Annotated in this window: 9 protein-coding genes and 2 pseudogenes; 5 read left to right on the top strand and 6 right to left on the bottom strand. The window is 68.7% G+C overall.

Features of this window, described 5'->3' with window-relative positions:
* Position 1: 1 nt before the first annotated feature.
* The 4 genes from Actkin_RS16140 to Actkin_RS16125 form a co-directional block, all read right to left on the bottom strand.
* On the bottom strand, positions 2 to 8,830 hold the full coding sequence (locus Actkin_RS16140; RefSeq protein ID WP_258903215.1) for an RCC1 domain-containing protein: 8,829 nt from the start codon (positions 8,828 to 8,830) through the stop codon (positions 2 to 4).
* A gap of 214 nt (positions 8,831 to 9,044) precedes the next feature.
* Positions 9,045 to 10,415 carry a hypothetical protein gene (locus Actkin_RS16135; RefSeq protein WP_258903214.1) on the bottom strand — a complete coding sequence of 457 codons (1,371 nt, stop codon included), beginning with the start codon at positions 10,413 to 10,415 and terminating at the stop codon, positions 9,045 to 9,047.
* A gap of 48 nt (positions 10,416 to 10,463) precedes the next feature.
* Positions 10,464 to 11,951, bottom strand: coding sequence for a ComEC/Rec2 family competence protein (locus tag Actkin_RS16130; protein ID WP_258903213.1), 1,488 nt, complete (start codon positions 11,949 to 11,951; stop codon positions 10,464 to 10,466).
* Positions 11,952 to 12,027: 76 nt separating this feature from the next.
* Positions 12,028 to 12,423 (bottom strand): hypothetical protein, encoded by a 396-nt coding sequence (locus Actkin_RS16125; protein ID WP_258903212.1) that lies wholly within the window; start codon positions 12,421 to 12,423, stop codon positions 12,028 to 12,030.
* A gap of 563 nt (positions 12,424 to 12,986) precedes the next feature.
* Between Actkin_RS16125 and Actkin_RS16120 the strand changes: the two genes are divergently transcribed.
* Together Actkin_RS16120 and Actkin_RS16115 are read left to right on the top strand one after the other, a co-directional pair.
* On the top strand, positions 12,987 to 13,295 hold the full coding sequence (locus tag Actkin_RS16120; RefSeq protein ID WP_258903211.1) for a hypothetical protein: 309 nt from the start codon (positions 12,987 to 12,989) through the stop codon (positions 13,293 to 13,295).
* A 303-nt stretch (positions 13,296 to 13,598) separates the two neighbouring features.
* Positions 13,599 to 14,687, top strand: coding sequence for a recombinase family protein (locus Actkin_RS16115; protein ID WP_258907941.1), 1,089 nt, complete (start codon positions 13,599 to 13,601; stop codon positions 14,685 to 14,687).
* A gap of 971 nt (positions 14,688 to 15,658) precedes the next feature.
* Here the strand turns inward: Actkin_RS16115 and Actkin_RS16110 are convergent.
* Positions 15,659 to 16,552: pseudogene (locus Actkin_RS16110) on the bottom strand (ferritin-like domain-containing protein); the annotation flags it as partial.
* 314 nt (positions 16,553 to 16,866) lie between these two features.
* Between Actkin_RS16110 and Actkin_RS16105 the strand changes: the two are divergent.
* Together Actkin_RS16105 and Actkin_RS16100 are read left to right on the top strand one after the other, a co-directional pair.
* Positions 16,867 to 18,061: pseudogene (locus Actkin_RS16105) on the top strand (FAD-dependent monooxygenase).
* A gap of 67 nt (positions 18,062 to 18,128) precedes the next feature.
* Positions 18,129 to 18,509 carry a DUF6578 domain-containing protein gene (locus Actkin_RS16100; protein WP_258903210.1) on the top strand — a complete coding sequence of 127 codons (381 nt, stop codon included), beginning with the start codon at positions 18,129 to 18,131 and terminating at the stop codon, positions 18,507 to 18,509.
* Positions 18,510 to 19,000: 491 nt separating this feature from the next.
* On the opposite strand, the gene Actkin_RS16095 is transcribed toward Actkin_RS16100, so the two are convergent.
* The gene (locus Actkin_RS16095; protein WP_258903209.1) at positions 19,001 to 19,990 is read right to left on the bottom strand and encodes a toll/interleukin-1 receptor domain-containing protein; all 990 of its coding nucleotides are present in this window, start codon (positions 19,988 to 19,990) and stop codon (positions 19,001 to 19,003) included.
* A gap of 237 nt (positions 19,991 to 20,227) precedes the next feature.
* Between Actkin_RS16095 and Actkin_RS16090 the strand changes: the two genes are divergently transcribed.
* Positions 20,228 to 22,303 carry a tetratricopeptide repeat protein gene (locus tag Actkin_RS16090; protein ID WP_258903208.1) on the top strand — a complete coding sequence of 692 codons (2,076 nt, stop codon included), beginning with the start codon at positions 20,228 to 20,230 and terminating at the stop codon, positions 22,301 to 22,303.
* Positions 22,304 to 22,318 lie beyond the last annotated feature (15 nt).

Raw genomic sequence — 22,318 nt, 5'->3', positions numbered from 1 at the left:
CCTATGGAGCCTTGAGGGCGAGGTTGTGGATTGCACCGGCCGCGATCGTGAGTGCGCCTGCGAGCTCCTCCACGGCCACCAGGGTGTTCCTCTGCTCGGCCGTGTCGTCGCCGAGCTGACCCCAGGTGTTGTCACCGCAAGCCATCGCCGTGTGGTCGGGGAGGAGTGCGATGGTGTGCCGGTAACCGGCGATGACGGCCCTGGGACCGGAGATGGTCTTCACCTCCACAGGCTCGTACCGGTCCAGAGCGCTGCCGTCGCCGAGTTGGCCGTTTCCGTTGTAGCCCCAGGCCATCACCTTGCCGTTCTCCAGGATGACCACGCTGTGGTAGCCGCATGCGTCGCCGACAGCCTTCGCCTTCTCGCCCGCGTTGAGCTTGACCCGCACGGGGACGTGGCTTTGCTCGACGCCCTTCCCGCACCCGAGCTGCCCCAGCCTGTTCGAACCCCACGCCAGGATCTGCCCATCCTCCAGGAGGGCCAGGACGTGGTTGACACCCGTCGCGACAGCACGTGCCGCGGGCAGGTTCCGCACCTCCGCGGCGAAGGCGCGGCACCAACCGGTGATGGCGGGATCCTCTCCGAGTTGGCCTTGCACGTTGAGTCCCCAGGTCATCACCGTGCCGTTGCGCAGCAGGGCCACGCTGTGCCGCCACCCACTGCCCGCCAGCGCCCGCACGTCGGTCAGGTACTGATCTTCGGAGATCTTGACCTGCACAGGGTGGTTGCTCCGCTGGGTGGTGCCGATCCCGAGCTGGCCGCAATCGTTCCTGCCCCAGGCCAAGACCGTGCCGTTGCGCATCAGCGCCAGGCTGTGGTCGGCACCGGTGGAGATGGCCCGCACTTCGGTCAGCGGCTGACCGTCCGCGGTCTTCACCGGCACGGGGGTGCGACGAACCTCCCTGGTGCCGTCGCCGAGCTGGCCGGATTCGTTGTCACCCCACGCGAACAGCTTGCCGTCAGACGTCAAGGCCAGGCTGTGGCGGGCACCTGCGGCCATGGCCGTCACGTTCGTCAACGCGTGGCCGCCGCTGGTCTTCACCGCCACGGGCGTGCGACGGTCGACGGTGGTGCCGTCGCCGAGCTGGCCGCGGTTGTTCCCGCCCCAGGCCATGCCTGCGCCAGCGGGTTCGGTGGCCGCGATGTCCAGTGGGGCGCTGCGGGCACCGATCGAGCTCCCGATGCGCACCGCCACCGCGAAGCGGAGCGTCTGGCCCCGTTCCTGCTCGGTGAGGGGGAACTCCGCGGTGGTCGGTGCCAGCCCGCCGGCCCGGCCCCGGACGGGCTGGGTGCGGATGGTCGCGCCCGTCGTCGGGTTGACGAGGGAGACCTCGTAGGTCGCGTCGGACAGCGGGGAGGCGGTCCAGGCGAGGTGCACCGCGTTGACGGCCCCGCCCTGGTACTCGGCATCGGTGATGGCGACGGTGCCCGGGTAGCGCGCCTCGGCGCGAACCCAGGCGCTGGTGTGGGAGGGGATGAGAGCGCGCACTCGCAGGGTGCACCGGTCGCCGGTCGCCAGCGGGCGCTTCACGGGGTGCTCATAGGTCGTCTTCGTAACGGTGACAGGGCCCGCCAGCGGCACTGTCCCGGCGCTGAGCTTGACTTCGTACGAGCGCGCCTGCTCGGACGTGTCGGCGGAGTTCGCCTGCTGCCAGGAGCCGACCAGCGTGGTTCCGCGGAACTCCAGCATCGGGGAAGCGGGTGCGGGCAGGTTCCGGTAGCGGAGGTTGACGTCGGCGCTCCACGGTCCGACGCTGCGCCCCACTCGGGCGCGAACACGGACACCGTACGAGGTTCCTTCGACCAGTGGCTGATCGTCGTCGCGGCGCAGGACGGCGCGGAGGGAGGTGATGCCGTTGATGGCGCCGATTACGTGCTGGGGACTGGTGGTGGCGAACAGCCGAACGTCGTACGCGACCACCGCCTCCGCCCGTTCAGGCCGCACACCATCCCAGCTCGCGATGAGCTGGTCGGCGTCCGTCGACAGGGCGACGTTGGCGGGCTGCGGGATGCGCGGGACAGTGAACTCCTTCGTGGACCAGGGGCTTTCGCCATCCGCTCCGCGGGCCCTCACCTGCACTGTGTAGGTGCTGCCTGGGGTGAATTTCTTCCCCTGCTGCGCGGTGAGGGACAGCCGCGTGGTGGGGGCGGACGTGGTGCCGCTCGCGATCTCGGTCGCGCCCAGGAACGCCTTCACCTCGTAGCTGTTCGCCTTGTGCACCCTGTTCCACACCACGTGGACCTGCGAGTCGGCCCACCAGACCTCCAGGATCGATGGGGCGTCGAAGGCGAGGACGTTGAGCGTGGCCTTGGGGCTCCAGTCGGCGGGGATGCAGCAGGCGCGTTCGACGCGGACCTGCGCGCCGTACCTGCCCGCGCTGGGGTTGGCGAGCGGCTGGTGGGCGCTGTACGGCGACTTGTCGATCTTCTGCATGTCCCCCAGCGCCTTGTCCGACGGATCGGTGAAGCTCACCCAGTACACGTCCTTGTCCCGACCCGCGAAGGTCGCGGTGAGCTGGTCGTCCCCGAAGTGCAGCTCCGGAGTGGGTGAGCTCGGCTTCTCCAGCGGCCACTGGGCCCATTGGCTCCGCGTGTTGTTCGTCTGCCGCAGTGCGCGGACGCGACAGGTGTAGATGCCCGCAGGCAGGCCCTCCGCGGTCACCGCCAGGCTCGCGGTGAGGTCGGCCCTGCCGCATTCGGCCTTTTCGAGGGACTGGCCGTCGGGTTTGAGCACCTCGAACTCGTATCCGGTGGCGTAGGGCGCACTGTCCCAGCAACCGGTGATCTTGCCTGCCTGGTAGGTCATCGAGAGGATCGTGGGACGGCCAGGTGTCGGGTTGCTCCCGCCGCGGCTGCCGTCGTCCTCGTTCCCCTGGTCCTTCTTCTTCTGAGCCGAGTCGGCGAGCGCGCCGGCGATGGCGGCCGCGGCGGCCGCGGCGGCTCCGGCGGCGAGGAAGCCGCCTGCGTCTTCGATGGCGACCAGGGCGGCGGCCGCCGCCGCGCTGGCCGCCGCGTCCGCCAGCCCCTTGCAGACCAGGCTGGCCAGGCACTCGACGGCCTTCCGCCCGGCGATCATGGCAGCGATGAGCGCGAGGGTCTTGGGGTCGCTGAGCACGTCCTTCGCGAACCCCTCCGCGCCGTCGGCCACCCCCTTCTTCAGCGCTTCGGGAAGAGCTGCCCACTTGGTGGCGGCCGGGACCTTGATCGCCAGGGACGGCAGAGCGTGGTCGAGGAACTTCTCCTTGGCCCCCCGGAGCGTCAGGGTGAGATTGATCCGCAGTGTGAAGACCACGTCGGTGCCATCAAGGGAGACCTTCGGGGTGACGGTGAGCTTCTCGTCGTAGGCGTTGTTGATGAACTGTCCGGCGATCGCCCCGCAGGCGTCGTTGCCCGCCGCGTCCGCGATGGCCGTGATCGCCTTGGCGATCCCGATGATGTTCTCGAGCCATTCGAAGCTGGGCCAGTCCTGGATCGCGAAATCGCTCTTCTTCCCCGGATGGGTGGTGTAGGTGAATCCGCACTTGAGCGTGCCGAAGGGCGGCAGCGCTCGGGCAGCTTCGAGTCGGCCCGTGAAGCGGCGGCCCTTGTCGGCCTGGCGCGCGACGGTGACGCTCACTGTGCTGAACGCCTCGCCGAAGAAGTTGATCCCGGCGTCGGCCGCGAACCGCTTGCGCGTGGCGGTTCTTTCGAACTTCAGCGCTGGACCGCCGGTGTAGACGCCATTGGCGAGCGTCGTACCGGCGAGTTGCATGAAGCCGAAGTCCACCGGGTCCTTCAGGGCGATCGTGGCGCTGACGCCGCTCGTGCGCTGCTGCGCTTCGCGTGTGATGGCGATGTCGGCATGGGCGGACACCTCGCCGACCAGGGTGAGGCGGAGCCCGGCGTCGAGGTGGAACCCGTCGTTGAAGGTGAGACCGTCGAAAGTGGCGAGCTTCTTCCCAGGGTCCTTGGCCTGGTCGTAGTAGTAGACGCGCGACTTCTCCAGGATGCGGAGTTCTATGAAGTCCGCGGGCCAGCTCACCCCGCCGCCGGAGGCGATCCGGGTGAGGAACCCGGCGATGCCGACGGACGTGTCGACGGTCGCGTAGACCAGCGTGGGGGCACCGTCGAGGAGGGCCAGTTTGGCCGTTCCGCGCAGGCGGTCGTCGCTCGCGTCTGACTTCGGGGCGGGGCCGATGGCCGCGGTGGCCTCGAGGGTGAACTGGGAGCGCTTCGGCACCGGCGGTTTGACCTTCGCCCAGGTGTAGGTCACCGCGACCGCGAGCTGGGTCAGGGTGAACCCCGGCAGGCCGAACGGCTGCCGCAGTTCCTGCCCCGTCTGCCGGGCTCGGGAGGTGAGGCCCTTGTCGTCGCAGGTCAGCTCCACATCGAACGCGTACGTCTTCTTGAAGAGGCCGAGTTTGAGGCAGCCTGCCAGGCTGAAAGCCCGGTTCTTGTTCGGCTGGTAGGTCAGGTGGATACCGGGGTGGTTGGCGGTGTGGGTGAGCGTGATGGTGTCGAAGATGGTGATGTCCGGAAGATCGGCGGCGAACGTCGTGTTGGTGGGCTGCGCCCGGTCGATGAGCGCGTACAGGGCCACCTCCGGCGCCTTGCCGTCCTTGCCGATCTCCGCCAGGTGGGCGAGCAGCGGCGAGGAGCCGTTGACGCGGGCGGCGAGGTAGGCGCCGGTCTTCAGGGCGACGGCGACCTTCGGCAGGTCGCCCAGCGGGGGTGTGGCGTTCTTGTCGATGCCCTTGAGCAGCTTGGTGGTGGTCTCGGCGAGTTCCTTGAGCGTTCCCTCGGACAGGTTGCAGACGACCACCCGGGCGTCGCTCACGGTCAGCAGATTGTCGAGCGGCTTCAGGTGCTCGGTGAGCAGGCCGAACCGGAAGCCGGGTCCCATGCGCAGCGCGACAGCGTACGACCAGGGCGCCGCCCCGGCCGCAACCGTCCGCTCGTCCGTTGCGCAGTACAGCAGGGCGTCAATCCCGCTCGCGGTGCCGAAGCCGAGCTTGCCGTAGAGCAGGGCACGGGGCGTGGTGAGGTCGAGGTGAAGGGCAGCGCGCTCAAAGGTGATCTTCGCGATGTCGGCGGGAACGACCTGCGTCCATCCCTCGCCCTCGGGCGGATTGGCCAGGGCGTCGGCGGCGGCGGCGATCTCGATGGCGGCAGGGTTGGTGATGCTGCCGTCCAGGATCGCGGGGGTGTCCGCGGTTCCGAGGGCCAGGCTGAGTGCGGCCCGGATCCCGGCGGACTCCAATGTCCCGGTGACGCGGGCCTTCAGCGGGGCGGTCGTGGAGTCCTTGGCCAGGGTGGCGCCGAGCGAGGTGATGCGCAGGGTGGTGGCAAGCGGGAGGCGCCAGTCCAGGCGGGTGGCCGCGGTGGCGTGGAACGCGCCGGTGGAGGGGACGGCCTTGACCGCGGCCGTGGTCAGCTCGATGGCCTTGGGCAGGCCCTTGCCGATAGCGGCGGAAGGCAGGTCGAAATGGGATTCGCCGATCTGCCGCGCGGCGCTGACCAGATCGATGGTGAAGCCGTGCTGCAGAGTGCCCGCGAACTCCCAGTCGTCGCCCGAACCGGGCTTCTTGGCGGTCACCAGGACCGCGGCTCCCGCGATGGTGACGACGCCGGACACCTCGCCCGTGACATCGTTCAACCCCACGGGGTACGGCATCGACAGCCGCGCGCGGACGTCGGTGAGAGCCAACTTGCCCTGCACCACGGTCCACGCCTCGGGGATGGCGACGGCGAATCCGACCCTGTCGAGCGTGCCGCCCGTCCCGCCGAAGCGCAGGTGCACGTCGCCGACGTCAAAGCCGTTGGTGAGCGGGAGCTGGGTGGGGAGGGCGGCTGCGGACTCGATGGGGGCGAGCCAGCTCTCCAGGCTTGAGAAGCGCGGCACGTGGACGGGGTCGGCGTATGCGGCTCGCAGCGTCCAACCGTCGGTGGCGGTCTCCCTGCTGAGGAGCAGGCCGACCGGGGTGCCGCCGAGGGTGAGGACACCGCTCAGGGATCCTGTCACCCGTGTGATGCCGGTGTCGCGCCGGATCAGCAGGTCGCCTCGCAACTCGCGCACGGCCAGGGCGCCGTCGATGACGGTCCAGGTGCCGCTCTGGGCGAACGCGAAGGCGAGGTGCCGCAGGGCGAGCGGCGAGGGGGTCATGGCGACGTCGAAGCCGGTGATCTTGAGGCCGCCGAGGGAGGACAGGCCACTGGGCAGGGTGCCCGCGGCATCGGTGACCAGGGCGAGCAGTTCGCCGATGGTGGGGACGGTGACCACGGTGTCGGGGTCCAGAGCGACCCGCCACACGGCGTCCGGACCGAACGGGACCGCCATGGAGACGGCGAACGCGGGGGACTTGGACTTGCCCAGCCCGACCTTTCCCGAGAGCAGGCCGCTGACCGCCCAGTGTCCGCCCGCCTGTGCGATGTCGAGGTCCGCCGCCCAGTCGAAGAGCGTGAGCTGATCGGCGATGGGAGTCCACGGCGTGGTCTGGGCGAGGGTGACCCCGACCGCCTGGATCGCCTGGAGGGGAGTGGTGAAGGGATCGATGTGCAGTTCCACCCGGGTGGGCTTCACCGTGGTATTGGGGCGCAGCGCCTCCGGCAGGACGTTGGTGATCGAGCCGCTGGTGGCACCGGTGAGAGCGGCGACGTCGGCCAGCGGCGGCATCGTGTCGCTGCCGGTGACGCGCAGGCGCCATGCGCCGCGGGCGGGGACGGTGGCCTCGACCCGGTAGGGGCTCGTACCCAGGGTGATCTGCCCGGTGAGCCGGACCTTCCAAGCGACGACAGGGGCGCCGCCCCCGGGCCGGGGGGTGCGGGTGACGGTCACGGCGACGGCGGGGTCGGCGAGCGTGACCTTGCCTGCAGGCGTCCAACTGGTCCCGAGCATGATGGTCGCGGTGGTGCGGGTGGCCCGCTCGCCAGTAGGGGCGAAGTGGATCGCGAGCTCGCTGATGCGCGCTTTGGCCAGGGAGACCAGCGCGTTGGGCAGCCGCGAAGCCAGCGGGTCGCCGATGCCGAGGGCGGTCAACGCGGCGCTGAGCGTGTCGGACTGCCAGCCCGCTGTGGTGGCGGTGAGCGTCTCCGAGGCGAGGGTGGGGATGCCGACGGAGCAGTCGCGTCGACCACCGCCGAGGTTGATCTTCCCGTGGATCAGCAGCGTGTCGCCCTTCGCCTCGCTGGCCAGGCTGACCCGACCGCCGGTGAGGGTCATCGGGTCGCCGCCCACCGTCGAGATCGTGAGGGCGGACAGGGGCTCTTCGCCCTGCCATGCGAAGCCCCACCGGGGGTCGTTCCACCCGTAGTTGACGAACGGTCCACCCACCCGGACGGTCTGCGTGTCCGATGGCAGCGGGTCGCCGGGCCGCGGTGGCGGCAGAAGGCCGGTCCGCACGGGAAGGGTCGCCTGGAGGGACAGGCCGGGCTGCAGCGTGAAGAAGACGCCGTCGGCCCGGTGCGCGTGCCCGGTCACCAGCAGCAGTGCGTCCCGCAGCGGCAGGGCGTCATGGGCGGTGCCCGCGAACTGGGGGAACGCCCTGCTCAGGCTCCAGTGCGCGGGCAGGGTGGTACGCCATTCGAAGCGCAATTGGAGCTTCTCGGAGACGGTGAAGACGACGGTGGTCTGCCCGCCTTCCCCACCCAGCAGGTTGCTGACGCCGCTCAGCGTCAGCTTCTGCCCTGGCGTCAGCACAGGATCCTCGGTGGAGCTGACGATCGGGGACGCGTCGAAAGAGGTCAGGACGGTCCGCACCTGCTCGGCGAGTCCGGATTCCCCGCCCGGCAGCGTCTTGGGGTTCAGCGGGTAGATCCGCACGCTCCCCGAGCCACCGGCCTCCTGCAGGCGGCTGGACAGCCGGTTCAGCAACGTGGTGGCTGAGAGCAGTTCAAAGGCGTACTCGTCGCTCCACGGCCCTGCCGCACCCCCGGCATTGGCGCGCACCCTGGCCCGGTAGCCCGTGTCGGCGACCAAGCCCTGATCGAGCCCAGCGCTGGCCTGGCACGTCTTGATGCGGTCGTCGCTGTGCACCACCACGGTGCCCTTGAGCACTTGGAAATCGTAGCTCTCGGCGCTGTCCACCGCGTGCCAGATCAGTTCGTAGCCGCCGACCACGTACCCGTGGCTCCGGATTGCGGGCTTCTCCAACGTCAAGTGTGTCACCGCGGCCAGCGCCGATGTGCGGCTCGTGCCGGTGACCAGTTCCACCGTGTAGGTCATGCCCTGCTCGGGGATGAAGGTGTCCGAACTCAGCGGAACGGGTGGTGTGTACTCATCCGCCGGCACGACGGTGCTGTGGACGAGTGTGCCCGTGCCGTCGTGGACGCGCACCTCGTAGTGGCTCTCGTCGCTCGTGACGGGCCAGGAGGCGACCAGGCCACCGTCGCGTTGGCGCACGGTCAGCGCGAGGGCCGCGGGCTCTGCGCCCAACCGGACGGCGCGCAGCTCGGTCCACGCCGCGTGCTCGACTGGCGCCCCGGGAACCAGCAGCGTGTCGAGGGCGGCGAGCACCAGGCGCAGCTGCGGTTCGGTGGCCGGGCGGCCGGTGGCCTCGTCCAGCCAGCCCGCGTCCGCCCGCAGTGGGACGTCGATGCGCCGGGTACCGTGCTCGGGCCGAGGAGCGAGGAAACCCGCGGCGGCCGCATCGATGGTCAGGCCCGCGCCACCGGCACGCAGGACGAGACCGCGCCCCGGCGTGGCGATGTGGTTCTCGCCGGTTGCGGAGGGCGCGAAGGCGAAGGTCACGGAGAGGGATCCGCCTGCACAGGCGGAACGATCCCCGAGGAGTCTGGCCGGTGCGGCGAACCACCAGGGGCCCACCGCCTCCGGCTGGTAGCGGATCGCGCCCACCGCGCCATCCGGACCAGGTGCCCACGCGGGTTTCACCCTCGGCCCGGACGTGGCGGAGCCGAGCAGCACCGTCCATCCGTCGCGACCGTCGCGGAAGGAGCTCTCCGTCCCGGCGGGGGGTGTGGTCGGCTGCGACATGCTCGTCACTTCCGTTCGCAGGAGCTGGTGTCGGGCAGGGTGGGTGAGCCGGGCAGGCTGGTGCGGCGCGCGGCCGTTAGACGCCCTTGAAAGCGCCGCTGAAGCGCAACCGTCGGCCTGCGGCGAAGTTCTCCCGGCGCATCCGCGCGCGCGTGAAGATGGTCCTGTCGACCGTGTCACGAGGTTGCGGACGGGCGACGGCCTGGCGGTACCGGTCGATGGCGGGCTGGATGTCGAAGGCTCCCAGCGCCTTCGGGGCGCGGACCTCCACCGGGGACAGCGACGCGGTGTCGTTGTCGAACCGGAAGATCAACGACCAGGTGAAGCCGCCGAAGCAGCTCCTCGGCATGCGGGTGGGCACGCCTGCGCGGTGCCCGTAGGCCAGCGTCGAATACCGCAGCTCGAGCAGGTCGGTGCCCGGGGGGATGTGGAAGGGCAGGCCGGACGCGCGCCGCCGCGGCTGCGGCCTGTCGAGGTCGGCCTCGGCGAGGTCGCTGACCAGTCCCGAGTCGGCGAGGTACGAGCAGATGCGCTGGAGCGCGGCCAGACCGGTGTCCCTGGTGAGGTTCTGCACGTCGTACACCGTCAGGACGTGCACCACGACCTCGACGGTGGAGGCGTCGACCTCCTTCGTGCCGACGCAGAGCGTCGGCGGCTCCTCCTCCAGCGAGGGCGGCAGGGAGATCAGCACCAGATCACCGACCACCTCGGCGGCCAGGGTGGTCTCGTCGACCTTGGCCAGGGGAGGGGACGCCTTGGGCCGGTCAGGCAGCGGGTGGGTGCGCAGGTGGTCCAGTGCGATCCGGTACGCCTCCTTCTTCTTCAGCTCGGCCCGGGTGGCGGAGATGCTGAGCAGCAGGCGCTCGGGGGTTAGCGCGGCCCGCACGTCCGCGGGGGTGACGAGGCTGGTCACCACGGAGGCCACCAAGGAGGCGCAGAGCGAGCGGTTCTCACCGGTGCCCTTGGGCCAGTAGAGCGAGCCGTTTCCCAGCGGGTGGTCGGTGAGCTGCCGGTACTCGGACAGGCTCGGGTCAGCCAAGGCGGCGTTGCAGGCGTAGAAGGGGACGTCGAACATCCGGGCCCTGGCGTCGGCAGGACCCATGTAGTCGAGGAAGCGCTGCTCGGCGCCGTAGCGGTAGGCCTCTCGCTCGGCCAGCCTGCCCCCGTAGACGGCCGGTGGGATGGGGATCGAGCGGAAACCGAGTTCGGCGACCTGCACATAACCGAGGTGGTCGAACTCACCGTTCCGCTGCGCTTTGAGGATGGCATCGTCGATCGTGGGATCGAGGTACGCGCGGACGACGAGGGGTTCGTCGAAACGGTCGTCGAAACCGACGTAGTGGGCGCCTACTGTGGCGTACACCCGGCCCAGCGGCGCGCTGGCCCCTTTCGCCGTTACGTTGTTGACGACCCACAAGCCGCCCTTCTTCTCGACTGAGAGACCCATCGACACCACGCCTTCATTCACGTGTCCCTGCATTGCGCTTGCCGAGCATCAGTGCTCGTCCGAGTGCCAGAACGGGCCGATCGGGTAGACACCCTCGGTGTTCTTCTTCGCCAGCGGTCGTAGTGTGAACTTCTCGCTCTCCGGCTTTTCCTGGATGCCGACTCCGTAGACCTGCACCTCGATCTTCTCCCCCTTGGCGATGCTCTTCTGCACAGCGCGGACGCTTTCATCCACGGGACGGACGACGATGTCCCCGACGACGCGCCAGTGGTCGGGCAGCGCTTTCGGGGTGAGGTCTTCGTCGTTCTTGGTGGCGGGCTCCGTCAGGTATACCCCTTTGACGGAGTTGGGCACGGCAGAACCGTCCGGAGCCTTCCAGGTCGATGTCTTGTTCGGGTCCATCCGATTGACCACCTGCTTGCGCGGGAAGGCGTGGTACTTGATCTTGTACCCGGCGCTGATCGTCACGACGAGCGGCCGCAGGGTGGCCAGCGTGTGCACGTCGGTGCTGGAAGCGCTGCCGTGGTGGCTGATCTTCATCACCGTGGCGTAACCCGCGCTGGTGAACTTGGCCCTGCCCGCGGTCCACCCCGTGTCCTCCGTCTTCGGATAGGCCGCCGTCAGCGCTTCCCGCAGCGGCTTCTCCATGTCGCCGTGCCCGCTCGAGAGGCCGGGGCCGTCCGGCATCGCGTTGTCGCCCTCATTCCCGCCACCGGCACGACCGTCGCCCGCGATGTCGCCTGCCGCGAAGTACCGGAAAGAACCGTACTCGACCACCACGGCCAAGGACCGGTCGTTCTCATCCCATTTTCCCTTGCGTGATTTCGGCTTGTGCACCGTCTTCGTGACGGGGTTGAACACGCCATGAGCGGCCCGCAGAACGCATTTGATCGGGATGTCGTCGACGCCGGTGCCGAGATCGATCTCCACCGGCGTCGACGCCTTGTCCGGCGTTTCCGGCGTCAGTCCACCGGGCCAGACCTCGCGCATGGCGGTGGCCTTCTCGGCAGACGCCACGCGCCCTTCCTTGATGCGTCGTCGAAGATCGGTGGTCAGGGTGGACGCCTGCGCGTCCGCCGCTGAATTGGTCACGTTGAGGTAAACCGCCGCAGGCCTGATCCGCTCGCAGTACACCTTGCGCTTCTTCTTGTCGATCACCTTCGTCTCGTAGTAACCGAACAGGTTGGTCAGCGCACCGATGTGATCGTCATGGAAGTGGCTCACCAGGATGGACAAGTGGGGAAACCACGTCTCACCGCGATCCACCACGCCCCAGTCCTCGAGCAGCACGTAGACCCCATCCGCGAAACAGGTGTCACCACCATCGATCCACAGGGCCTTCCGCACCGTGCCGTAGAGAGAAACGCCGTGGTGGCGCGCATACGGAACCCAGTCGATCGGGTCGCCCGGGAGTTCCGCGTCGTCACGGGCCTCAATCTTCTCCTTCACCTTCGCCAGATCGCGGTTGATGATCAGGATCAGATCGCCCTGACTCACGTTGATGGCGTGGATCTCCAGGCACGCGCTCCTGGACACGGAAACCACCTCAGTCAGGTGTTGGCACTGGTGTCGTTCACGAAGGCAGGACCTTGACCACGACCCCGGGACTCACTCAGTCGTTCTCGTACCGAAGCTCGTAACCGTGGTCGACCGCGTTGTCCTTATCGCTGCAGTAGGCGTAGGCGTATTTGCCGCCGGCGTACCAGGCGCGCTCCCACCCGCTGGTCCGGTAATACCTGTGGCCGTTTTCCTTCTCGCAAGCCACGACCGCGCGGAACACCTCGGCGGAACCCGAGTCCCGGTTACACCTCGCGTAGGCCGAGTAGCCGTTGTTTCCGAGGCGGCTTACACACCCGGCAGCGGGCGCTAGAGGATGCGAATCCTCCGCGGCCGCGGCGATCGATCCTGTTCCCATCAAGGTGGCAGCGGTGAGAGCCAGCACGGCGAGCCCGCCCGAGGCTCGTCGCACCCCCAACCCCACCCGGGAGCGACTCGTCACCGCTTCCATGGAGTTGGACCGAACAGTTGCTTGGGCATCCGCTCTGACACTTCGCATCATCACGCGATCACTCTTTCTCGACGTGGGTTTTCCGAATTTGCCTGACTATCGCCCAGAGAACCTGGAGCGAATGTCGCTATCAGCGTGGGTCGACGGGAACGGCATGTCAACCCGACTCCCGGCAGAGTGGTCACCGTGCGACCAGATGTCGACCCCTTCCGCGCATCATCGTAATTTCACCACGGAGTGACGCAGTCGAATAGGCGCCTCAAACTTCGACTGGGAGTCACGGTCGACTGCTCAAACTGGCACGATCGCCGGTCGTCTCCCCCTCATCGGGACCATTCCAGTCCCGCGCCGACGTGTACGACCGACCAGGTGAAGACCGCGCGCGAAGGGCGGCGGCGCCCCTGGCTGGTGTTGTCGGCGCTTCGCCGCGGCGGTCGACTTTCAGCTGAGGCGCTGCGCCGTACCGTCCAGTGATGGCCGCCGACACGCTGAGCCGGTTGCTGCTCCCACTGCCAGGTAGCGCAGTGAGTGATCCCGGGCACGGCGTCAAGGGACCAGTAGTCATGCGCAACGAGTTCTCCGGTAGCGCGCACAACGTGGTGCAGGCCGGGCGCGTTGAGAACGTGCGTGTGTCGTTCGCAGGCTCGCCCGCAGGTGCCAGGCAGATCGTGGTGCGGCCGATTCCGAGGGAATCACAGCACTTCCGGCGCGACAGCATCGACCATCGGATCGGTGTCCTTCACGGCACTTGCAAGGCACGGCCTGCTCGCGAAGACCTCGACCCCCTGGGTTGTGCGTCGCACGGGCTAGTTGACCACCGCGTCGGTGGGCAGGGTTTCGATGTGGGCGCGCAGCGGGTGATCAGGGCCTGATGGGCTGCGGAGATGCCCGCCAGCGCGGCGGCGAGGTCATCGCGGCGCACGTTGCCTGCCATCGCCGCCCGTGCCGTCACGGGCGCGGTCGAACGACGGCCCGAGAGGTCGATTTCGCTGACGAGCTGGACTGCAACCGCGCGGCCGGGCCCAACATGGCGATATCGGACAACGTTGCCCGGGATGACAGCGGACATCGACTCGCGAGGCCAGCCCCACGTCTCTCTGTCCGTGCCGTCAACCGATGGCGGATCGAGTCGTCTCGGGCACTGACGGCCAGCCGATGGAGGGAGGCTTGGGGGCATGACCCACACCGACTTCGTGACGGCGTTGATCGAGCGGCTCCCTCCGCAGCGGAGCAGGGCGGAATCGGTGGAGGGGCTACGGTTCGCGTTCTATGGTCGGATGTCGACCGTCGGTTTCCAGGACCCGGACACCTCGCGCGGATGGCAGCGTGCCGTGGCGGAAGAGTTGATCGATGGGTTCGGTCGGATCACGGTGGAGTTCTTCGATGCTGGCCGTTCGCGGCGCTGGTCGTGGCCGGAGCGCCGGGCTGCCTCGGCGCTGCTGGCGGCTGCGGAGGACCCGGATCGTGGGTTTGATGCGGTGGTGGTGGGGGAGTATGAGCGGGCTTTCCACGGTGATCAGTTTTGGGATGTTGTTCGCCGGTTGCATGAGTTGGGTGTGCGGGTGTGGTTGCCGGAGGCTGGTGGGCCGGTGGAGTTGGACAGTCCGGTGCATCAGGCGTTGATGGTGCTGCTGGGCGCTCAGGCGCAGCGGGAGGTGGCTCGGGCCAGGCGGCGGGCGTTGGCGGCGATGGCGGGGCAGACGCGAGAGCAGGGCCGTTATCTGGGTGGTCGTCCGCCCTATGGGTACATGTTGGCCGATGGCGGGGCGCATCCGAATAGGGAGCAGGCTGGGTGGGGTCGTCGGGTGAAGGTGTTGGTCCCGGATCCGCGGACGGCGCCGTGGGTGGGCTGGATGTTCGCGGAGCGGGCGAAGGGGCGTTCGGTGGCGTCGTTGGTGCGGGAGCTGAGCGAGCGGGGTGCTCCGTGTCCGTCGGCGAGCGATCCGGGTCGAAACGGCCACCGGTCGAGGCAGCGGTGGGTTCTGCGGACCGTGCTCGCGATTTTGGGTAATCCTCGGTACACGGGTCGGCAGGTGTGGAATCGGCAGGGCACCACAGGGCATGGTGAGGGTGGTCGGGCTGGCGGTCGCGGTTCAGGCCGGGTGCGGGTGAACCCGGTGGGGGAGTGGGTCTTCTCCGAGCGGGTCGTGCACGAGACGTTGGTGGACGAGGAAACCTTCGACGGCGGGAACGCCAGCCGCACGTTGTTCGGCTTCGGCTCCTCCGGCACGGCCTGCCCGCGGTGCTTCATCACTTCCTTGTAGGCGCGGTAGGCGACCTCGTAGACGGTCTCGCCGCGCTTGAACGGGATCGTCTTGTCGAGTTTCGTGGGCTTGTTCTCCTTGCCCTCGAAGTCGTACAGCTGCATGGTCCCGGTCTTCGGGAAGATCTGCGAGGCCGAGATGGGCACCGCGCAGCCGCCGAAGCCGCCGCACCGGTTGTCGCCGGGCGCGGAGTACCGGACCTCCTCGGCGTCGTCGTCGGCGGTGTCGTCGACGATCTTCGCCTTCACCAGGCCGAAGCCGCAGCTTCCCCCGCCTTTGTCGTTCTGCACGAACCCGCAGCCGCCCTCGGCCTTGCAGGCGTTGGAACCCCGGCAGGAGTGGTAGACGGGCACGGCGGCGCAGTCGTTGGACTGTCCCGTGGTGTTGGTGAGGTCGAGCCCCTGGCAGGCGTGGAGGAGCTTGCCCGTGGGGCGCTCCTCCCCCGAGCCCTTGAGGACGGGCGCCTTGCGGAACAACGCCCAGCAGATCGCCATCCGGTCACCCGAACCCGCCATCGACGGGTACGGGAACGTGACGTTCGGTTCGCTCCAGTACTTGTTCAGGACCGTGGTGATCCCGGCGATCGAGCCGACCGCGGCCTGGCAGATCCTCTCGTACATCGCGGGGTCGCCACCGAGGTCGTTCATCGCCTCGGCGACGTCCTCGGGGCTCGGCAGCTTGTACTCGCCGCCCTGCCACGACGCGGTTCGCAGGTCCTCGGCCCGCCACGGCCGCTCCTGGCCCGCGCGCCACTGGGGCCAGGTCAGGATCTGATCGTCCTCGACCATGCGCCGGACTTCCGCGAAGCGCTCGTAGTGGTCCATGCCGCCGTTGTCGTGGCGGGCCGCGGCGTCCGCGGACTTCGTGAGCTTGCCGTCGTCGGTGTAGCTGGGGTAGTCGGCCGCCAGCGCCTCCTGCGAAGCCTGGTACTTGTCCAGGACAGCCCGCGGGCGCTCCCGCGGCAGTTCGCTGCCCTCGCCCTGGTCGGTGATGGCGCTGATCAGATCCCACACCTGCCTCAGCGAACGGCGGGTGATGTCCGGGAGGTCATCGATGGTGGTGTCGAAGCCGAGGTACTCCCGTTTCGGGTGGCCGGATCGCTCGACGTTGAACAGGTCCCGCTGCACCGCGCCGCGGTCGTAGAGGTACTCCCACAACTTCTTCTCCGGGTTGCCCGCATAGGACAGGTTCAGATAGTCGTAGTAGCACAGGTACATGTGCCCGATCGTGCCGAACATCGGCAGGTCCTTGTCGGTGTACTCCTGCTTCCAGCCCTCGAACGGCACGGTCGGGAAGTATTTGGGCAGCGCTTCGGGCTTGATCCTGTCCTTGGCGCCCTCTTCGGGCTGCTCGATGGCCTCGAACAGCCGCACCTGCTTCTCGTCGACGGCGCCGATGTCGACCGTGATATCCGACCAGGGCAGCGTGTCGGTCAGGTCGATGATGTGCGGGATCTTGGTCTTGTCCGGCCCGTAGCAGGTCCAGCCGTAGTGCTTGTCCTGCAGCAGCGGGCTGGTGAAGGTCGGCTTGACGCCGATGCAACTGGCCAGGTTGGCCGCCATCTGCAGGTGCAGCATCTCCTCGATGAACACCGAGAAGAAGATGTTGACCGCTTCCTCGTTGGCCGTCTGCGGCTCCGCGGTCGGCGCCGGGCCGGGCCACAACCGCCCTTTGTAGAAATCCTGGTCCTTGCCGGTGATCTGGTGCATGCCCTGGATCGAGGTCATCGCGGCCAGGTAGAGCGGAATCGTGAACAGCTCCACGCTCACGGCGGCCTGGGCGATCGCACGCACGGCGGAGATGTCCGCCTTCAAATGGGAGATCGGACGAGGCGTCACGGTCTCGGCGACGACGGCCTGCTTCATGCTGGCACCTTACCCAGTCGGCCCTTCGGCTCAAGCGGCGGCTCGGATTCCTCGACTGTAAGCCAGGTCCGATACCGCCGAGCCGCGCTCGCGCGCCCGAGAGACCAGCGGGGAGGAGGTTCAACCATACGAGCACCCCCACCAGCGCGGTGCGCGATCCTCACCCCCACGACAGTGCGGCAAGGTCTACCTGAATGTGCGGCTGACATCCCTGCACCAGGAGGAAGATGTCCTCAGCGGCTTGACGCTGGAACCCTCAGCTGAGGATCACTGTACGATCAGGACCTTGATGCGGACGGCGTGCAGGGGGCGCGGTGAGCGGTACCAAGGTTTTGGTGACGGGGGCGAGCATCGCGGGTCCCGCGTTGGCCCACTGGTTGTGTCGGCGGGGAGCCGAGGTGACCGTGGTGGAGCGGGCCTCCGAGTTGCGTCCTGGTGGCAGGCGGTGGACGCGCGCGGAGTGGCCAAGGAGGTCATCCGGCGCATGGGGCTGGACGCGGCGGTGCGCGCGGCGTGCACCGACACCGCCGGCGCGCACACCGTGGACGCGGACGGGCAGGTGTTGGAGACCTTCCGCGCCGACGACGACGGTGGCGACGGGTTCATCGCGGACATCGAGATCCTGCGCGGGGATCTGTCCCGGGTGCTCTACGAGGACACCCGCGACGACGTCGAGTACGTCTTCGGCGACCGGATCACCGAGCTCGCCCAGGACGCGGACGGGGTCGACGTGGCCTTCGCGGGCGGCGACCGTCGGCGCTTCGACCTGGCGGTCGGGGCGGACGGGCTGTACTCGGCGCTGCGGGCGATGGTCTTCGGGCCGCAGGAGCGGTTTCTCCGCCACCTCGGGCACGTGCTGGCCTTCTACAGCGTGCCCAACGAGTTCGGGCTGGACCGCTGGCTGCTCGAGTACCAGGATCCGGGGACCGGGCGCTCAGCCCTCCTGCGCCCCATCCAGGACGCCACCCGGGCGATGGCGATGTTCTCCTTCCCCTCGGCTGATTTCGATGTCGACTACCGTGACGTCGCGGCCCAGAAGGCTCTGCTGCGTGAGCGGGTCACCGGCCTGGGCTGGTTGGCCGCGGACATCCTCGCGCACCTGGACGACACCCCGGACTTCTACCTCGACCAGGTCGCCCAGGTGGTGATGGACCGCTGGTCGAGCGGACGAGTGGGCTGCTCGGGGACGCGGCGTTCAGTTCGTCGCCGCTGTCCGGGCAGGGCACCGGGCTGGCCCTGGTCGGCGCCTACCTGCTGGCCGGTGAACTGGCGGCCGCCGGGTGGGACCCCGAGGCCGGGTTCGCCCGCTACGAGACGCGGATGCGCTCGTTCGTCGAGGCCAACCAGGAGATCGGAAGGCTGAACGCCCGCAGCCGCGACGTCCCCGGGCCAGCCGCCGAGCCGAGCCCCGATTTCACAGGCGAGTGGTTCACCGAGCTGATCGGGCGCGCGTTCACTGGCGTCGAGCTGCCCGACTACGCAGGGGTGCCGGACTCCAGGGCCCGGTAATCGACGAGAGCGCACGGTTGACGCACGGGAAGTCGGGTCGGGTGAAGAGTGGGGTGGAACTGGCTCTATGAAGGCGACTGTGTGGGTTGACGGCTGGCAGATGCAGTGTTGCGGGGAGCCGTTCGTGGTGGGTTCCCGGGTGGCGTGGTCGGTCACCGAGCCCGACTCGGAGTGGCTGGCGGCGGTCGCGGGCCCGGCACTGGCCGCAGAGCTGACCCACGCCGAGGAGCACCACAGTGACGGCCAGCGAGACCCGGATTCCCTGGAGGGAGTCGTCGTAGCGATCCGCGCGGTGCACTACCGAGCGGCACCGGACCCATACGGCGATCCGCGACAATTCCACCCCGTCGAAGGGTCGGCGTGTGTCACCGCTGTTGATAGAGCAACGGGGTGGGACGAGGTCGAGGACCTGGCCTTCGCGGGCTATCTCCTCGACGTCTCTGTGTGAACACGCCGGTTCACCGTGACCATCAACGCCTCCACAGTACGTGGGATCAGCGCCACGGGCGGCTAGTCTACCAGGTGGCAGGACCGGTTGTTCGCTCCTACGCGGGCAACCCGCAGTAGCGCTCGGTGTCGTCCTACGCAGCTGGGTGTCGACCATCGGTGGCCCTGAGTTGTGTTGACGCATGCTCTACCGCCGCCGAATTTGGATCCTGCGACCTGGATTTCGCGGTTCGACGGAATCATTGATTTCCTTCGGCGGCTTCTCCGGTAAAAACCACGTCGAGGGCGAGTTTCTCCTGCCATCTTTGCGAGATGGTCTTGGATCTTGGCGTGCTGGAATCGGTAGCTCGTCCCTGTGACGCAGAGAAGGCCGGCGGCTTGGGGCTCTGGCTTACTCACCGGCTGGACGTCGCGGTCACCCGCAGAACGTCGGAGCGCGGCTTCAACATCTGCTTCCGCGGAGGTACGCCGATACGAAGGGTTCGACCGCGATCATCCTTCCAGCGGGTTCTCGATCCCCAGGAGTTTCGACAGGCGCCGGAACTCCTTGGTCAGGTTCAGGGTCTCCACGCCTGCCGTCAGCCCGGCGATGGGGCGGACCAGGAAAGAGAGCACGCCGGGTTTGCGCACGATCCCGTCGAAGTACTTCGCTGTCGTGCCAAGGGACATCTGGATACGGAGGTAGGTCTCCTGCCACGCTTGGAGGAGGCGACTGCGGTCGTCATCACCTGAGGGGAGCCGCACTTCGCTCAACTGCCGCCAGCCCTCGTCCATGACGTCGTGGAAGCGCAGCAGTTTGCGGGCTTCCGCGGCCTTTTCCGACAGCGCCCCCGCCGCGACATCCTCCAGAGTCTTCTTCTCCGCCTCCGCGATACCCGCCCGGATCCGCAGGCAGATCGGCGAAGCCTCACCGACGTAATCCTCGACCGACCGGTGCGCGGTGGTAGTGGTTCCGGGGTTGTTCTCGCCGGAGTCGGACTCCGCGGGGAAATGGGGGATCGCGCCGAGCGTGGGCTTGGTGTAGCGAGGTTGCCTCGTGATCACCCGGATGAGGCCCTCGAGCCCGGGACTGCTGAGCTCCTCGATCACGTAGTGGTCGACGATGTGCGGCAACACGAAATACGGAAGGTCGCTCACCGAGTGCCCGGGGAGGACGACCGGCAGGAGTTTGGTGGTCCATAGGTCGCGATCTCCGTGCAGGAGATTGCGTAGGGTCGCCGCCTCGGAACGGGCACCGCGGTTGACCGTGGCGGGTCCGAGGCCGTCGGCCGCGGCAGCGTATCGCGGCGACGCGACCACGATGACGTAGTCCGCCGCCCGGGTCGACTGCAAGGCCCATACCGACCAGTCCCGGGGTACGCCTTCGGCCCACTGGTCGAGATCGACGTCAATACCGGACTCCACCAGCAGGTTGCCCAAGCGCCGCACATCATCCTTGTGCTTCTTCGAATCGTGCGCATAGGTCAAGAACACCCGCGGCATGCGCACGCCCCTCTAGAAAGCACGGATTCCGACACCGTCATCTTACGAGTGTCGTCGACGCATCCGGGGCGTACCGCGGAAGTGCCTGCGGTGGGGTCGGGGCCAGAGCAGGGAACACGCCGCTGAACGGACCATGATCGCAGTCCTGGTGGCGGAGGCCGCCAGCCCCCGGCCAGTTCCCGGCCGCGGCGGATAGCTCATGATCACACAGGCGTGAGGCCCAGTCGAGGAGCGAGCATGACCGGCCACAACTCAATGTCCAATCCGTCAGGGAATGTCGTGCAGGCGGGCTCAGTGCACGGTGGTGTGCACTTCCACGTCGGCGGGCAGCAGCGTTCGGTCCCCCGCCAACTGCCCAGCCCACCGCGCGGCTTCGCGGGCCGCGACAACCTCCTGGCCGCGCTGGACGACATGGTCGCCGAGCACCAGGAGGACACCGCGCCACTCGTCGTGCTCTCCGGCATGGGCGGGGTCGGCAAGACGACGCTCGCGCTCCGGTGGGCGCACCAGCGCATCGACCGGTATCCGGACGGCCAGTTGCACGTCGATCTCCGGGGATACGGCCCCGACGAGCCGTTGGCCCCGGAGGCGGTGCTCGCCCGGTTCCTGCGCGCGCTCGGCGTCGAGCACGTCCCCGGCGACACCGATGAGCGCGCGGCGCTCTTCCGGTCCATGCTCGCCGGGAAGCGCTCACTCGTTCTGCTGGACAACGCGCACGACGCCGCCCAGGTCCGGCCCCTGCTGCCCGGACCGGCCTCCTGCGTATTGATCACCAGCCGGACCACGCTCGCGGGCCTCCTGGTCGACCCCGGGGCAGCGCTGCTCCCGGTGGACGTCCTCGACGAGGACGCGGCGCGCGAGGTCATCCGCGTGCTGGTCGGCCCACGCGCGGCAGCGGAACCGGCCGCCGCGGACGCGCTGATCGACCGGTGCGCCCGGCTGCCGCTGGCGCTGCGTGTGGCGGCCGGGCTGGCCACGAGCAGGCCAACCAGCCCGCTGTCGGACATCGTCCGCGCGCTGGACGACGAGCAGAGCAGGTTGGACGCCTTCCACATCGGCGTCGACTCGCGGACCGCCGTGCGGACGGCGTTCTCCTGGTCATACCGCAATCTCGCGGCCGAACCCGCCCGCCTGTTCCGACTGTTCGGCTCGGTCGGCGGGCCGGACCTGAGCGTGGCGGCCCTCGTCGCGCTGGCAGGCGATCCAGTGCGGTCGGTCTCCCAGTCGATCGCCGCCTTAGCTGACGCGCAACTGGTCACTTACGTGGGAACCCGCGTGGCCATGCACGACCTGCTGAAGGCCTACGCCGCCGAACTCGCCAGCCCGGTGGAGCGCCAGGCCGCGACGACCCGCCTGTTCGGCCACTTTCTCCACGGCGCGGCGGCGGCGGACCAGCTCATCAGCCCCAACCGGTTTCCGCTGCCGCTGGCGGGCGACCCGGTGGCAGCGCCGCGGTTCAGCGACCTCGACTCGGCCGTAGCCTGGCTCGGCGCGGAACTCCCCACCATGTCCGCCTTGCTGACAAGCGGCGATGACGGGCTCGACGAATACCGCTGGCAGTTGGCCTACACGCTGCGCGGCTACTTCTTCCTGACCAAGGACTGGGACGTCTGGATCGCGACGCACTCCGCCGCGCTCGCCGCGGCGCTGCGCATCGGCGATCCGGCTGCCGCGGCCACGACCGGCAACAACCTCGGGATCGCCCTGCTGGAGCGGGGCGACCCGGACGCCGCCGAACCCCACTTCCTGGCCGCGCTGACCAGCTTCGAGCGGCTGGGCGACCTGCGCGGCGCCGCGAACGCGATGGGCAACCAGGCATGGGTCCTGCACGGCCGCGGTGACAACGCGGGCGCACTCGACCTCGCCGACCGGGCCCTGGACAACTACCGCCGGTGCGGAGCGGAATCCAACGTGGGGATCACGCTGCGCGGGATCGCGGTGTTCGAGGCGGCCCTGGGGCGCGTCAACGAGGCGATCGACCACCTGCACGAGGCGATGGCGGTGTTCAGCCGGTTCCCGTCGCCCCTGGACACGATCATGGCGTTGAACTGCCTGGGCGAGGTGAACGCACAGGCAGGCGACGCGGAAGCGAGCCGGTCCGCCCACCGCCGGGCGCTGACGCAGAGCCTGGCCCACGGCAGTGTCTACGAACGCGCCCGGGCGCACCGCGGTCTAGCCCGCGCCGCGGTGCTCGACGGTGATCACGTCACGGCTGTCGCCGACCTGCGCGAGGCCCTGGCCCTGTACACCGCATTGCGGGCGACTGAGGCGCAGGAAGCCGAGCAGGAACTGCGCAGGCTGAGCGAGCGGTGAGGTCGGCGGCCTGCG

Origin of the sequence: Actinokineospora sp. UTMC 2448, from assembly GCF_024760565.1 — a bacterium.
GTDB classification, from domain to species: Bacteria; Actinomycetota; Actinomycetes; order Mycobacteriales; family Pseudonocardiaceae; genus Actinokineospora; species Actinokineospora fastidiosa.
This window is presented reverse-complemented; position numbering and strand designations above follow the sequence as displayed.